The organism is Lysinibacillus capsici (assembly GCF_020217405.1).
GTDB classification, from domain to species: Bacteria; Bacillota; Bacilli; order Bacillales_A; family Planococcaceae; genus Lysinibacillus; species Lysinibacillus capsici.
The window spans coordinates 736576-751263 of sequence record NZ_CP084108.1 but is presented as its reverse complement, the minus strand read 5'-3'; the positions used below and the strand labels follow the sequence as shown (position 1 = coordinate 751263).

7 protein-coding genes are annotated in these 14688 nt (G+C 37.6%); 2 read left to right on the top strand and 5 right to left on the bottom strand.

Annotated features, from left to right (window positions below; translation table 11 throughout):
- Window positions 1-94 precede the first annotated feature (94 nt).
- Window positions 95-4054 carry a rhoptry family protein gene (locus tag LCP48_RS03545; RefSeq protein ID WP_225340706.1) on the bottom strand — a complete coding sequence of 1320 codons (3960 nt, stop codon included), beginning with the start codon at window positions 4052-4054 and terminating at the stop codon, window positions 95-97.
- Window positions 4055-4409: 355 nt separating this feature from the next.
- On the opposite strand from LCP48_RS03545, the gene LCP48_RS03540 reads away from it, so the two are divergent.
- Entirely contained in the window at window positions 4410-5087 is a 678-nt protein-coding gene (locus LCP48_RS03540) for a hypothetical protein (protein WP_225340705.1), read from the top strand.
- Complete coding sequence (locus LCP48_RS03535; RefSeq protein ID WP_216486178.1) at window positions 5084-6343, top strand: efflux RND transporter periplasmic adaptor subunit; 1260 nt, start codon at window positions 5084-5086, stop codon at window positions 6341-6343. Before LCP48_RS03540 ends, LCP48_RS03535 begins: the two co-directional genes overlap by 4 nt.
- 87 nt (window positions 6344-6430) lie before the next feature.
- Here LCP48_RS03535 and LCP48_RS03530 read toward each other — a convergent pair whose 3' ends face one another.
- The 4 genes from LCP48_RS03530 to LCP48_RS03515 form a co-directional block, all read right to left on the bottom strand.
- Window positions 6431-8923 carry an S-layer homology domain-containing protein gene (locus tag LCP48_RS03530; protein WP_225340704.1) on the bottom strand — a complete coding sequence of 831 codons (2493 nt, stop codon included), beginning with the start codon at window positions 8921-8923 and terminating at the stop codon, window positions 6431-6433.
- 66 nt (window positions 8924-8989) lie between these two features.
- Window positions 8990-10882, bottom strand: a complete 1893-nt coding sequence (locus LCP48_RS03525; protein WP_225340703.1) for a stalk domain-containing protein — start codon at window positions 10880-10882, stop codon at window positions 8990-8992.
- Between the two features lie 718 nt (window positions 10883-11600).
- Entirely contained in the window at window positions 11601-13310 is a 1710-nt protein-coding gene (locus LCP48_RS03520; RefSeq protein ID WP_318528167.1) for a phospho-sugar mutase, read from the bottom strand.
- The gene (locus LCP48_RS03515) at window positions 13307-14596 is read right to left on the bottom strand and encodes a glucose-6-phosphate isomerase (protein WP_225340702.1); all 1290 of its coding nucleotides are present in this window, start codon (window positions 14594-14596) and stop codon (window positions 13307-13309) included. The genes LCP48_RS03520 and LCP48_RS03515 overlap by 4 nt, the downstream gene beginning before the upstream one ends.
- Window positions 14597-14688 lie beyond the last annotated feature (92 nt).

Genomic DNA, 14688 nt, shown 5'->3' with positions numbered 1-14688 from the left:
ACTTTTTTGGAAATTAATATTAGGATTCATTTTTTCTTACTTATAAAAGGAGTTTTCCCGTTATACTCATTGGGAAAACTCCTTTTTTATCATACTATTGAATCATTTTAAGATAGTCTTCTAGAATGCGGTAATTATACACTAAGCCCTGTTGCTCAATCGACAAATTACTATAATCTTTTTGAGCTGCTAGCACTTTTTTCTCAAATGATGAGCTGTCTGGATCAATATTTCCGATCGCTTGAACAACTTTGAGAACGGCAGCCACATCTTTTTCAGCCTGCTTTAAGACATCCTCATTAATGACCTGTCCTTTAATTTTAGAGTCCAATGCCTTATAGGCAGCAACGGCATTCGCCACATCTTCAATATATGTCGACGAGCTTGGAGACAGTCCCGCTATGATCTCCACAACCTTCTTCACATCAGCTAAACTTTTCTCTGCTTCGAGTAAAAGAGAATAATTGGAGATACGCTGTTTATCTGTCGTATTCAAACTATCATACTCTTTACGCGCCGCTTCCACCATACCAAAGTAATATTTATCCTTTGGATTCAATTTAGCAATATTATTATAAACCTTTATAACATTATCTAGTGAAAGCAATAGCTGGTCGTTATAAACATAGCGTCGTTGATCAGCATTGAGCTTATCATAGGCTTTTAAAATCTTTTGGTATTGGCTATTCATATCTTTTGCCGTTAGCAATCGGTCTATATCTTCTACAATACTCATTACAGGCTTTATCAGCTTTTCCTGATCTTGTAGCACTTTATAATTTTGAACAGCTCGTTGCTGATCCTTTGGTAAAGCATTGTAAGCAGCACGGATTTCTTGGATACGTTTCACATATTGCTTTGGATCAACGGTTGGTAAGTCATTAATCATTTGCATGACATTACCAGCCCCTAAAATACTAGACTCCGCTGCTTGCAATAAATAGTAGTTTGTCACATATTGCTTCATATCGCCAGGTAGTGCATCGTAAAGTGAGCGTGCTCGCGATGTATCTTGAAGGAATGTGTTACTTGAAGATTTTAGTTTACTAATCAATTCCATCACACTCGAGACAGGCTCAAATTTTAAGAGAATATTAATATTATCGATGTATTTTTTTTGATCCTTCGATAGCTTATCATACGCTTTACGTGCTGAGTTTACCTTACTAACAAAGCTTGTTGATTCTGGATCTAATTCATTAATTTGAACCATCACACTTAAAATTGGTTTCACTGCTTTTTCACGTGTTGTTAAATCTTTAATATTCGTCACTAATTTCTTTTGGTCAGATGACAGTTTATCGTATGCTACACGCGCATTCATCAGCTTCGTTAAATAGTCAGCATCTTGCACTTCTGTTAATTTAATTAGCTCGACTACACTCTGTGCTAATCCCTGTTCATTTTCTGCTGCTACCAGTGCATCATAGTTCACGATCGCTTGCTGCTTCTCTGCTGGCAAGGCATCATAAAGCTCACGCGCTGTTTTCATATCTTGATAGAAAGTTTTACTTGTTGGTTTTAACGACGCAATGAGACCAATTAAGGAAGCAACATCCTCTACAGCAGTGAGATTAGCATAGTTTGTTACTCGCTTTTGGGAGACTTGATCAAGTGCATTATAGGCTTTACGTGCATCAAGAACCTTTTTTGTATAATCCTTATTTGTTGGATTTAAGGCATCAATCATTTGAATCACCTTGATTACTGCCTTGTTATCCTTTTCATAGGAGCTTAACATTTTGGCTTGCTCCACTAGCTTCTGTGCGTTCTTATCCATTGCTTTATATTCTAATGTAAGTTCGGCTACCTTTTTGACAAATGTGTCAGGGCCTTCATTTGCTAATGCTATAATACGGTCATCAAATGCTTTGGCCGTATTGATATAGCCTTGTGCTTTTGTTAGGTCCTCGCTATTTACTACCTTTGCCTTAAGAGATTCACCCAATTTATTAAACGCTTCATCTGCTTTTACCACATCATCTTTATACGTTTTTTTAGAAGGGCTTAATGTACTAATTTGCACCATTACGTCAATTGCAGGAATTACATCTTTTAATTCTTTATAATTTTGGACAAATATTTTATTTTTATCATCTAGCTTCGCATAAGCCGTATAAGCTGATTTTGCTTTAGAAATATAGCTTTTAGAGGAAGGATCCAATTTTTCAAATTGAGAGATAACATTAACAACCGATTTATAGGATTTCTCTAAATCTGTTAACACTTTAATATTTGTCACACGCTTTTTAGCTGTTGATGATAACGCATTATAGTGAGCTCGTGCATCCAATATTTTTTCAATAGCTATATTGCTATTTAACAGATCAATTTCCGTTGTAACAGCCTGTACCGCTTCTTCCTCTTTAACTAAAGCATCTATTTTGTTTTGCAGCTGTGTTTTCAAATTAGTAAGAGCTGTTTCATGCCCTTGCAAAGTCGTATCTAATTTCTCCACTGTCTCTTTCAACTTGGTAAGCTGTGTACCGTAGTCAGTTGTCGGCTTTAATGTATTAATCGTTTTCGATGCTTCTGCGTATGTTTGAAACAGCATTAGCTTTGTCGCTCCCTGCACTAGCTTCTGATCATTTTCAGTCAGCTTATTAAAGGCAGTCCACGCAGATAAAGTTTTACTTTCAAATGTTTTGGCGGCAGGATCAAGGCTATCAATTAACTTATCTACCTTTAAGGCAGCACCTAAATTTTTCTCCCACGCTGTGAGCTCTGCTAGATTATTGACTATTTTTTTGACATTTGCTGCGTTGATAGTTGCTCCTAACTGTGATGAAGGGACATCATAAGCTTTTCGTGCTGTTTTAATTGCTTCAACTTTATTAGGAGCATCCTTAATTTTCTCAATTAATCCTTCAATGAATACTGCAGAATTAATATTCTCATTCGCTATTTCTAGATCTACACTGTTTTTTACATATAATTTAATTTTATCTAAATTATCGTAGATTGTCTTTAATGATGAAACTGAATCACGATAAGACTTTTCACTTGAAACTCTTAGAGATGAGATTTGCTTAGAAACATCTGCTGCTTGTATAAATGGTTTTAAATCATCATAGTTTGAAACTAAATTCTTTTGAGCATTGTTTAGGCTATTATATGATTTTTCAATAGCTGCTACGGCACTTATAAAACTTGTTGCTGAGGAAAAGTCTGAAGGTTGCTTTGCCTTTAGCTGATCGATACTTAAAGAGACTTTATCCACTGCGGACAGACCTGTTATAACATCCTTATACTTTTTAAAAGGTGTTACTGCTTCGTTTTTGGGGTTATAGGCTTCGACTATTTTCTTTTGATCTGCTGTAAGTGCATTATAAGTAGTCGTAAAACTTTTTATTGCAGTAGCATCTAGTAAATTTAATTTATCTAATTCATCTGTAGCTAATTTCGCTGTAGCTGCATCACTAATTAATTTATTTAGTTTGTCTATATCTGCTCCCTTACCTTTAAAGTAAGCATTGCGTGGAGCCTCCTCCTCATATCCATACTGCAAAACTGATTTTCGTATATCGGATGCTACCCCGCTGGCATTATTAATAAGTGCTACCTCAATAGCTTTTTTAAATTGATCTTGTACATAGAGATATGATGTAGCTGTTTCTTTATTCCCTAAAAATGTGTCATATTCAGCTTTTATATTTTTAACTTCTTCGGTAAATATTTTGCTTGAATACGAAATTTTATCAATCTTAGGGCCAATTTCTTTAAGCTTCAGTAAAAGTCGACGTTGTTCTACTACATAATCATATTTCGCTTTAATTATTGCTTTTTCATCAGAATTAAAATCTCCTGAATTCTGTACAACTATTAGATCGCCTCCCGCAAGTACCATTTCACTTTCTAAGGAATCCTCCGACAGCTTACTAAATTGAGCAATAAGCTGCTCTCTTGAAGTGGTAGCTGCTACTTCATTCATATAGGCAACTTGCTCCGTATGTGTTGTGACGCGGGATTGTGCATCATTTTCCTGTGCGTTCGCTATAGCCGTAGGTGCCAATAAAAGACCCGTTATGACCCCTGCTGTCAATTTTCGATTCATCGAACCACCCTTTCATCGTTTATGTATAGGAAAATGATTGTATTCATTTTCATTTAGAATTTATGACTTTAGTATCGGTGTAAATTGCTTGATTTCAAGCCATTCTAATATATTTACAAAATGAGACATATCAAAAGTAATTTTTCTAAATTACTAGCTAGAAAAACAGGAAGTTATTTCAATTATACTATACAATGGTGTTATATAAGGTTTTCACCAATCGACATATAATAAGAGATTATGTTTTTTCAATGAATTTATTGGAAAAAAACAGCTATTTTCATATGTCATAATATCTTTACAAGGTGTATACTACAACTTTGATATCCTATTTTGGAAGAAAGGACGCTGTTTTATGTTTTACCATTATAAGTTCTGGCATAGCTTAAAAAATCCTACCTACTTTACTAGCATCGTAGAGGAAGGCGAGGTCATCGGATATAAAAAAAGAGTACTAACGGTGTTCATTCTTTTCATCCTGTTGTTTGCTGCTCGCGAATATTGGGGAATGGGGACAGAAAATTTAACATCCTTATTCGCAAAGGATTTACAAAATGAATACTATGTAGCACGTATACTTTCGATGCTTGGTGCCGTTTTATGGGCAATCGTCTATTTTTGCTTCCATTATTATGGTGTTACCTATCTTTTACATCTATTAACGGACATTCCTTATACTTGGATAAAAAAAGTCCAGCTTTATGTTGTAGCCTTTCTATTAATTGAAAAAGCAATCCTCTTTGCTGTTTTCTATGCAGTACGCTATACAACCATGTTTTCTTTCTTCTCCTTAGCTCCTGCTGCCTTACAGGTGATTGAAACAGATTTCGTGTTATTTACCCTCAATCAATTGACGGTAACAACGGTTTTAATCATTATTGTACAGTATCTCTTCCTATCAAAATGGGAGGAAGAGGCTAGTAGAAAAATGTTAGTAGTCAAATTGATTGGTGTACAGCTATTTATGGCCATATTTGTTGGTTTGATTAGTGTACTACCAATTAAAGAATGGATTGCTAGGGGGTTAGGATGATGGCATTTATCAAAACAAGACCATGGACAACTACGACCATCGTGTTAGCAATGCTAGTAATCGGCATAAATGCTTATTTTGTCTTTAAAGATAATAGCAACGTGACACGATCCTACTTTATCGATGAATTTCAAAAAGCTTATATCGGCACGAATACAGAGCGTGTTCATAAAGATACCATTGTAGCACCTGCTGAGACATACACGATTACTGCTGATGCAACTAACTTATCAGCTGTGAATGTAAAGCGTGGCCAAGAAGTGATGATGAATGATGTACTTGCTACCTATAAAACGGATGAGGTGGATGAGGAGCTAACAAAGCTTGAATCTGAACGCACAGCCTATGAAACAGAATTACAAGATTTACAGGATGCACTTGATCAAATTGAGGATGAATATGGTGACGATTCGAATCCAAAAAGCTCCATTAATACGGATCAAATCAATGACAAGCTATCTGTAACGCTAAAATTAGAGCTTGCTCAACAAAATTCAGCATCTACAGCGGTTGCCCTGTTAAATCGACATATTGCTGAAACAAATCGTCAAATTGCATTACTTGAAGCCCAAATTACACAAATTCAATCTCGTCAGGGTATTGTCAGCCCTATTGATGGTGTTGTGGCAGCGATTAAGGAAGAAGCTGGTGCGCTAACTTTTGAAATCTATTCGAATGAAAAAGCAATGTATGCCTATTTATCAGAAAAGGAATGGCAAAAGGTGGAGGAAGGGCAAACTGTAGATTTCAAGGTGAAACATGTCAAGGATGATCTATCTGGCATCGTATTAGAAAAACAAACGATTGCTACTGACGATCAGACAGTTTGGGCAAATGAGCTAGCCAAAACGGCTGCCTTGCCACAACCAACTAATTATGAAGTGACCTTGCAGCAGGATGCCCCACTCGAGGACATCCCATTTTCGACAACTGGCAAAGCCTCTATTATTGTCAACGAAGCATTCGATTCCTATAAAGTCGATAAATCGTGGCTAACCACAGCTAAAAAAGGGAACAAAAAGTTATATATCATCAATCAGGACGGTAAAATTCAGCTAATTGATGTCAATGTGCAATTTAAAACGGCTAAGTCAGCTATTTTTATGGATTATCTTGATGAAGGTACGCCAATGCTCTCCAATGAGAAACGTAATCTCGAAGCCTATACCTTCAGAACATTACCTGTTGAGAAAATCCAATGGAGCCATTTTAAAGAGCTAACTTGGAAGCAATATGTGAAATATATCGTTTTCTAATCTAAATCCGCCTCGTCTTTTTATGGACAAGGCGGTTTTTTTTACAAAAGAAATCCCCTGTAGATTACTACAGGGGATTCGTCATTTTTATTTTAATGATAAACATCTATTTAAGAAGCTTGCAAATTGCGCACGTGTAATTTGTGCATCGGGTCTAAATGTGTTATCTGGGAAGCCGCCAGTTAAATCATTTGCCACAAGTGCTTGGATATGGCTGTATGCCCAATGTGTTGATTTCACATCAGAGAAGCTTACTTTGCTTGTACCTGTTAACTTATAGGCCCTTGTTAAAATGGCAGACATTTCTGCACGTGAAAGCTGTCCGTTTGGATTAAACTTCCCTGCCTCTTGCCCTTTAATAATGCCAGCCTGCTCAACTGCGGCAATGGCACTGTATGCATAATGGCTCTTACTCACATCTTTAAAGCTAGAATCCTTCGTTGTAGTTAGATTTAAAGCTCTAGCGATGATCGTAGCTGCCTCGGCACGTGTAATGGATGCCTCAGGTTTGAACGTTCCATTTGAGTATCCTTTAATAAGAGATTGATCGTATAAGCTTTGGATTTCGGAAAATGCCCAATGCCCTTTTGTTACATCTGTATAAACTAATTCCACATGATTGTCTTTATATACTGCTTGTAATTGATCGAAATACAGCTGTCCTTTCTTTTGAAGAGAAGCTGTTGGCTGAGCAACATACAAACGCTCGAATTTTAGTGGCTGTGGTAGATCACTTGGAATATCTGCCGTCACGTATTTCCAGCCACTCCAGTCTAAACCGCCCTGACTTGTGAAATCAATTGTATGCTTCGCTCCAGCACCATCAATCACAACGCCTCTTAGCCAATGCTTACCAGCATCGCCAAATACCCAAAGACCGATATTTTTAGGCTGCCCTGAAATAGCAATTGGTGTTTTCGCAACCATATAGGCTGCTTTTGTACCTGTGCCTGCTGTTGTGAAATCATAGTTTAATTGTAAGCTAGCAGTCCCCTGTCTAGCATACTCTTTAGAGCTTGCTAATGAAACATTGGCTTTCGCTGTTTCTGTTGTCCAAGAAGAAGTATTATCAAAGCTATCTAGTACAATTGGTTTCTCTGCTAGATCTACTACTTTCACAGCTGTAGACGTACGAATTCCTTCATACTCGCCAATAATTTTTCCTTCACCCTTTTGTGTTGCTGTGAAGGTTGCACCGTCCATTTTGCCGATATTTCCTTCAACTGTCCAGTTCATATTTGCTGGGTTGATGGTCATTGGATTCAAGTATTGATCATAGGCACTTGCAACTTGCATATCTACAGAAGATCCTTTCATTACCTGACCAACACTACTTAACGTAATTGATTTTACTTTCCCTGGTGGCGCTGTATTCACTACCTGTAAAATGGCAGATACACGACGTTCACTACCCTCTGACGGTCTATTCACTAGGTTGGCGAAATAACCTCCTGGATTACGCGCCACCATTGCTGTAGAGCCGCCTCCATCTAGGTTAATAGCCGAAGAAGCACCCACTGAAATTAAATGAGCAGCTAAATCTGATAAATTAACACCATTACTATGACCACTTATGCGTCCATCAATCGTGACAAGAGATACCTTTGTACCTGTAGCATCTATAGCTACTGCTGTACGTGGACTACGTGTAGAAGCAAACCCTGAATTGGTTGGCATAGAAATATCCACTTTGCCGTTACGCACAAGCATTGGTCCAGCAGCTAAGATGAACTGGGCATCCATCCATTTTTGATCGATCGATAAGCTGACATCCACGCTTGTACCTGCTGTAATGCTACTTAATTCAGCGGCTAACTCTTTATTTTGGACAGAGATAACAAAGCCATCTGCTGGTACAGAAGAGTTACCTTCTGCTCCATATGCTGTTACATGAGATACTGTACCAGAGAACTGGTCACCAAAATGCAAGGTGCTTGTATCTTGACTAGCGCCCGACACAACGAGTTCTACACCCCATGTATTTGTCCCTGTTGATCTTTTTTCCGGTGTATATAAAACGTTTTTATTTGTTCCTCGTTCACTATTAATAAGATCGATAGGATAGCTTTTGCCATTCACTTGGAAAGTTAGATTCGTAGAATAATAGTCTGCAATCGCTTTCCCTGATTTCGATAAACCAAATGCAACTGGCTTTTGTGTTGGGCTATCATATGTATCTCCCAAAATACCATAGTTCACAATTTCATTATTTTCTGCTAACAAGTTCGCAGGCATACCATTTCCTAAAAAGTAAGAGGCATTGACAGCCCCAACAACACGATGCCCATCATATGTGTTTTGCTTGGCCATCGCTGATGTTGTTTTTAATGAATTAATAGGATTGGGCATACCAATTTCTAGTTTTGTATATGTATTATTTAAATTGACATCTAAAACATTTACAAACTGACGTATCGAACCTGACGTATAGTTTTGCTGTGAATGTATTACCTGTGGTGAAACCTCTGTTTTAACTTCACTGACTTTATTGCCTAAACCAGCAGCTTTTCCATTGATGGGGCTAACTGTTAGTGTAAGCATGAGTAGGACTACAATAATCGTTATTAGTTTTCTTGCCATTTTTCACTCCGAATTAATTCAAAGTATGGCACGTACCATGTCACATGACCCGTGCCAGTGACTTTTTTATTTTGTTTCTACATAGATTGCTACTGGAAGGTTGACACCACCAGCATGCATTAGTTCTAATTCAATCGTATCTTTTGAACCCTTCATTTTGAAATCTGGTAATTCAACATACTCTGCCCCTACTCTTAAAGAAGGCACTAAATACACTTTGCCATTCACCTTAATCGCTCCGCTGTATAATCCTCCTCGACCAGCTAACTTCAGCTTAATCGTTTTTGTAGAGCCAGTTGGATTGACAACAGGAATGGATACTTTATAGTTCATACCGAAGTGACCTGGGTTTCCTACAGCACCATTGATTTGAGAAAATGAATTTTCAGCCGTTTGTAAATGGTCTGTACGGCCATTGGAAATGTTATAGCCTACCTCTGGAGTATCTACTGTATAGGCTGGTAGCTCTGCTAGAATGGTAGCACTTGGCCAAGCACCTCTTGGATGTTTCGCATACTCATCCACGGCAACCTGTTCTGATTGGATTGTTGTTAAATCTGTATTATCTTTTGAAAGCACAGTACGAATCGTATACTCTGGCTTTCCACCATTGACTGCTTGAATATCTAAATCATGTAAAAAGCCGATAATATAATCATAGTGTAAATCGTATGTTTCAATGACCTTTGTTTCCCCTGGTGCAATGACAATACCACTACTTTCTGATTTTTGAAGCTTGTTATTTAAAGTAGCGTCCGCAATTGACAAACCTAGGTCATGACCTACCCAGCTATTACCCGTTTTTTGGCTAATGCCCTTCGAGTCAGTCACTTTAATGCTCTCTGTCGTAGACTTGTTTTGAACGGTAATGCCAAGATTGACGTCCGTACCTAATGTGTTGTAATGCCAGCCAAAGACACGATGCTTATTCGTTGCCGCAGTTGGTTTGACATCATATTGGGCAAGCGTCGCATTATTCATTGGCACAAGCTTACGTGTTAACGTTTCGGGATTATCACTAATAAATAAATCACGATCCCCCTCTAAACGAGCAGAAGGAACAGCCTCGGGTGATGACGTCGTGCCATATGATTTATCTAGGAAGGGGCTTGTAAACATATAACGGTAAACATAAATATACATTTCTTTTTTCTCTGTGATATAACGTAAATTTCCACCTAATGTATCCACAAGAAACTTAGCAGGAATGTACATTTTGCCTTTTTGTATAAATGGCTTTTCGATCATTGTCACTGCTTCATTATTAACCAAAGCCTGATTGCTGTTATCATTGAAAATAAAGCTCATCCCACCAATTAACAATTCAAAGGAACCATCAGGCTGCCAAGTACCAGATGAATCATCTAAATAATCATAAATATAGCTAGCAGGTAAATAGGTTCTTCCATCCTTTGAAACAATCGGATCTTTCATGACAATACGTTTGTTATTGATATGTAAGATATATGGGTCTTCCTGCGGTGGTGCTGTTGTTTCATCTGATAATGTAATATCCACCGATTGAGTAGCCTCATCCCAATTAACAACTCCATCAAAGTTTTCGCTGACGAAACGTAATGGCATGTAGGTACGATCTTTATACATAAATGGCGCAACATCCATTGCAACCTCTTGACCATCTACTAAAGCCTTATACGAATCGATTGTTAAATCAACCATCTTACCATTGCGAATCGCCGATGCCGTCAACGTTTCCTTATCCCAATCCACACTTGCACCAACCGCTTCATACAATGCACGCATTGGTAATAATAAGAAATCCGATTTATTTAAAATAGGATCATTGACTTGAATCGTCTCTCCATTAATCGTAATCGAAACATTGTTTTTTATCTGAATTCCATTGTTACTAGTAGCTGATGCAGACGCTTGTCCTGGCAAAATCGTAGCCAACGCAACTGCTGATACAATACATGTAGTCCTTAGTTTCTTTAACATCTTAATCTCCTTTTTCCTCTTACAATAGTCTTTATCATCTTAACACGAAAAACCCCTAAAATGTGGGATTTATATCGAAAAGAGTAGAATTTGGTACTAGGGTGCTAGCCTTTCTCCTTCGAAAGCTTCATATAATGAAAGGAGTTTTTCCAATTCGCACGAACATTTTCTATAAAACTCCTTTGGCTTTATAGAAGAATAGTTTCTACTCATGCTAGTACTTCAAATCATCCTATTAAGTAGACATGTTATTGTATGAAAAAGTTACATAACTTTCGAAGAATTTCCGTAAAAGGAGGACATCATGTGAAAGGTATTATCTCATCATTATACTGAATAATAATAGATTGGAGGATTTATAAGAAAGATAAGATTATTATCTTATATATTTTAGAGGGAATACTTAATAATGAAGAACCAAGATTTTATGATTTTGATATAGATAAAGGTATGTTCGGAGAGATTGTTGAAACATTGCAACATGAGGGGTTTATTTCTGGGGCTAAAATTGCTCGTGCGGGTTGGGGAATAAAGTAGCAGTAGTTGCTCTTCAAGATGTTTAGGATGAATTAAAGGGACTAAACTATATGAAAAATATGAAGCTTACTCAAATTATTCAATAGAGTCTTGATAATATAGATATTTTCAATTTTACATAAAGCGCTCCTCTTTAATTATTCATTTGCTAATTAAATAAGGAGCACCTTTTAATTTTATTCTACTTTACTATCTCCAGCACAGCTTCCTTCACTTGCTCAAGCTTTTGCTGTGTATGCTCTGCGGTTTCCCCTACTACACCAATATAAAACTTGCATTTCGGTTCAGTACCAGATGGACGAATAGCAATCCATGAACCGTCCTCAAGAATTAACTTTACTACATTTTCTTTTGGAAGAGTAAGCCCTTCTATTGTTCCGTTTGCTAAGACAGCTTGTCCTACTAAATAGTCTTCTGTACGCAGCACAGTCAAATTAACAATTTTTTTTGGCATATTGTCACGTAAACGTTGTAACATAACTTGCATTTCTGTTTGTCCGTTTTTGCCCTCAAATTGCTGGGAAAGCAGAGCTTCATTGTGGTAACCATATTCCTTATATAAATTGTCTAGCTGATCAAGCAATGTATGACCTTGCGTCTCGTAATAAGCAGCCATTTCTGCAACCTTTAATGCAACTTGCACCGCATCTTTATCTCGCACAAAAGTTTCAATTAGATAACCATAGCTTTCCTCATAGCCGAATAAATACGAATACTCACCCGTTCGCTCATACTCTGCAATCTTCTCAGCAATATATTTAAAGCCTGTTAATGTATTTACTGTCGCTACATCATATTTTTCTGCAATATGAGTACCCAATTCTGAAGTCACAATCGTTTTTAACATAACTCCATTTTGAGGTAAAGAACCGAGCTGTTGTTTTGTCGACAATATATAATTCAGCAATAATGCACCCAGCTGATTCCCTGTCAAAAGCTTATAACTATCATCACTTTTAACAGCTACCCCCAACCGATCAGCATCTGGATCAGTTGCTAGCAATAGATCTGCCCCAACCTGATTACCTAGCTTCATTGCTAACTCAAAGGCATTTGATTCCTCTGGATTTGGGTAAGCAACTGTTGGAAATTCTCCATCCTGCACAGCTTGCTGTTCTACAATGTGTACTTGTTGAAAGCCGAATGCCCGTAATCCTTCACTAACTGGCACCAAACCAGCACCATGCAATGGTGTATAGACAATGTTCATATTTAAAGCCACATCTTGATTGCTCTTTAAAGTCAAAAGACTTGTTAAGTACTCTTTATCTAAATCACTAGCAAGCCATGTAATATACCCTTGCTGTTCTAATAAAGCAAGCTCCTCTACCTTAATAGCAAAAATATCCTTTATTTCGTTCATATAGTAGATAATCTCATTTGCAAAATCTGGTGTTAGCTGTGCACCATCTTCCCCATATACTTTAAAGCCGTTATACTGTTTTGGGTTATGACTTGCAGTAATTACGACACCTGCATAAGCATTTAATTTACGAACTGTAAACGACAACTGAGGTGTTGGTCTAGCTTTCTTATATATATAGGATCGAATTCCATGTACTCCTAGTACACTTGCAGTCTCACAGGCAAATTCATAGGAAAAATGACGGGTGTCATACGCCAATACAACGCCACGTTGTTTAGCTTCTTCCCCACTAGACTCAATATAACGAGCAAGGCCTTCTGCTACACGACGGATCGTATAAATGTTTATCCGATTCGTTCCAGCTCCTAGTAAACCGCGCATGCCACCTGTCCCAAATGATACATATTGATAAAATCGATCTTCAATGGCCAGTTTATCAGAAGCAATAGTGGTAAGCTCCTCAGCTAAATAACTCGGAAGCGGCTGAGCTAACCAGCAATTAATTAATTCCTGAACATTCATCATTTACCTATCACCTTTTCTTTTTTCAACAACTCTAGCATTTTACTTTTATAGGCCTCTACACCCGGCTGATCAAATGGATTAACCTCTAGCAGGCAGGCACTCATCGCACATGCCTTCATAAAGAAATAAATCAAATAACCAAGATGATAAGCATCTAGTTTGGGCAATTCAAGTTGAATAACAGGTACCTGACCTTCAGCATGTGCAAGGGCTGTTCCCTGCTTAGAAATAGCATTAATCTCATTAAAAGTACGACTCGACAAATAATTTAAGCCATCCTCATTTCGTGCATCAAAAGGTACGGCTAAATCGCCCTCAATTTCATGGAAGTGTAATAAAGTTTCGAACATCACGCGACTGCCTTCCTGAATAAACTGCCCAATAGCATGTAAGTCGGTAGAGAAGTTGACAGTAGAAGGATAAAGCCCTTTATACTCTTTCCCTTCACTTTCACCAAATAATTGCTTCCACCATTCATGAAATTTATTGAGACCTGGCTCGAACGAAGCAAGTAATTCAATCGTATAGCCTTGCTCATAGAGCATATGGCGCGTCACAGCATATTTGTAGGCATCATTGTGTACCAAATCTTCCTCTGCTAGCTCTGTTGCAGCATGACGAGCACCATTCATTAAAGCACGAATATCTACACCTGCAACTGCTACAGGTAACAAACCTACAGGTGTTAAAACAGAATAACGCCCACCCACATCATCAGGTATGGCAAATTGACGATAGCCTGCCTTATCGGCAATTCCTTTTAATAGACCTTTATTTGCATCAGTTGTTACAATAATGCGCTCTTTTGCCTTTTCACCATAACGCTCTTCCATATATAAACGCATGACACGAAAGGCAAGTGCTGGTTCCATTGTCCCACCTGACTTTGAAATAACATTGACATATACTTGTTTTGTATCTAAATAAGCTAGAAGCTCTTTAATATAGGCACCACTCATATTAAGACCTACATAGACAACTTCTATACCACACTTACCTAATCCGAAGTAAGGCATCAACGCTTCCTGTATCGCACGCGCACCTAAGAAGGAGCCTCCAACACCTACAACAACCAAAACATCAGCACAAGCCCTTATTTCACTTGCTACATTTTCTATAGAAGTAAGCATTCCTTCATGATTCTCTAGCGGTAACCCTATCCAGCCTGTTAGAGGATATTGTGGTAAAGTGTTATGGATTTTTTTTACACGATCTTTATATTGAATAAGATCGCTATTATTTAACGAACAATTCAGTAATGTTGTTTTCACAATTTCTGTAAACACTATAGAATCCTCTCTTCTTAAGGTAAATTTTGATATGTATATTATGACATATAGAAAAAAGAAAACCAACTCGAACAATGTCGAATTGGTAA

Bases quoted from the DNA above. Each gene is read 5' to 3' on its own strand.
- LCP48_RS03545 (WP_225340706.1), bottom strand. From the start codon at position 4,054: ATGAATCGAAAATTGACAGCAGGGGTCATAACGGGTCTTTTATTGGCA.
- LCP48_RS03540 (WP_225340705.1), top strand. From the start codon at position 4,410: ATGTTTTACCATTATAAGTTCTGGCATAGCTTAAAAAATCCTACCTAC.
- LCP48_RS03535 (WP_216486178.1), top strand. From the start codon at position 5,084: ATGATGGCATTTATCAAAACAAGACCATGGACAACTACGACCATCGTG.
- LCP48_RS03530 (WP_225340704.1), bottom strand. From the start codon at position 8,923: ATGGCAAGAAAACTAATAACGATTATTGTAGTCCTACTCATGCTTACA.
- LCP48_RS03525 (WP_225340703.1), bottom strand. From the start codon at position 10,882: ATGTTAAAGAAACTAAGGACTACATGTATTGTATCAGCAGTTGCGTTG.
- LCP48_RS03520 (WP_318528167.1), bottom strand. From the start codon at position 13,310: ATGATGAATGTTCAGGAATTAATTAATTGCTGGTTAGCTCAGCCGCTT.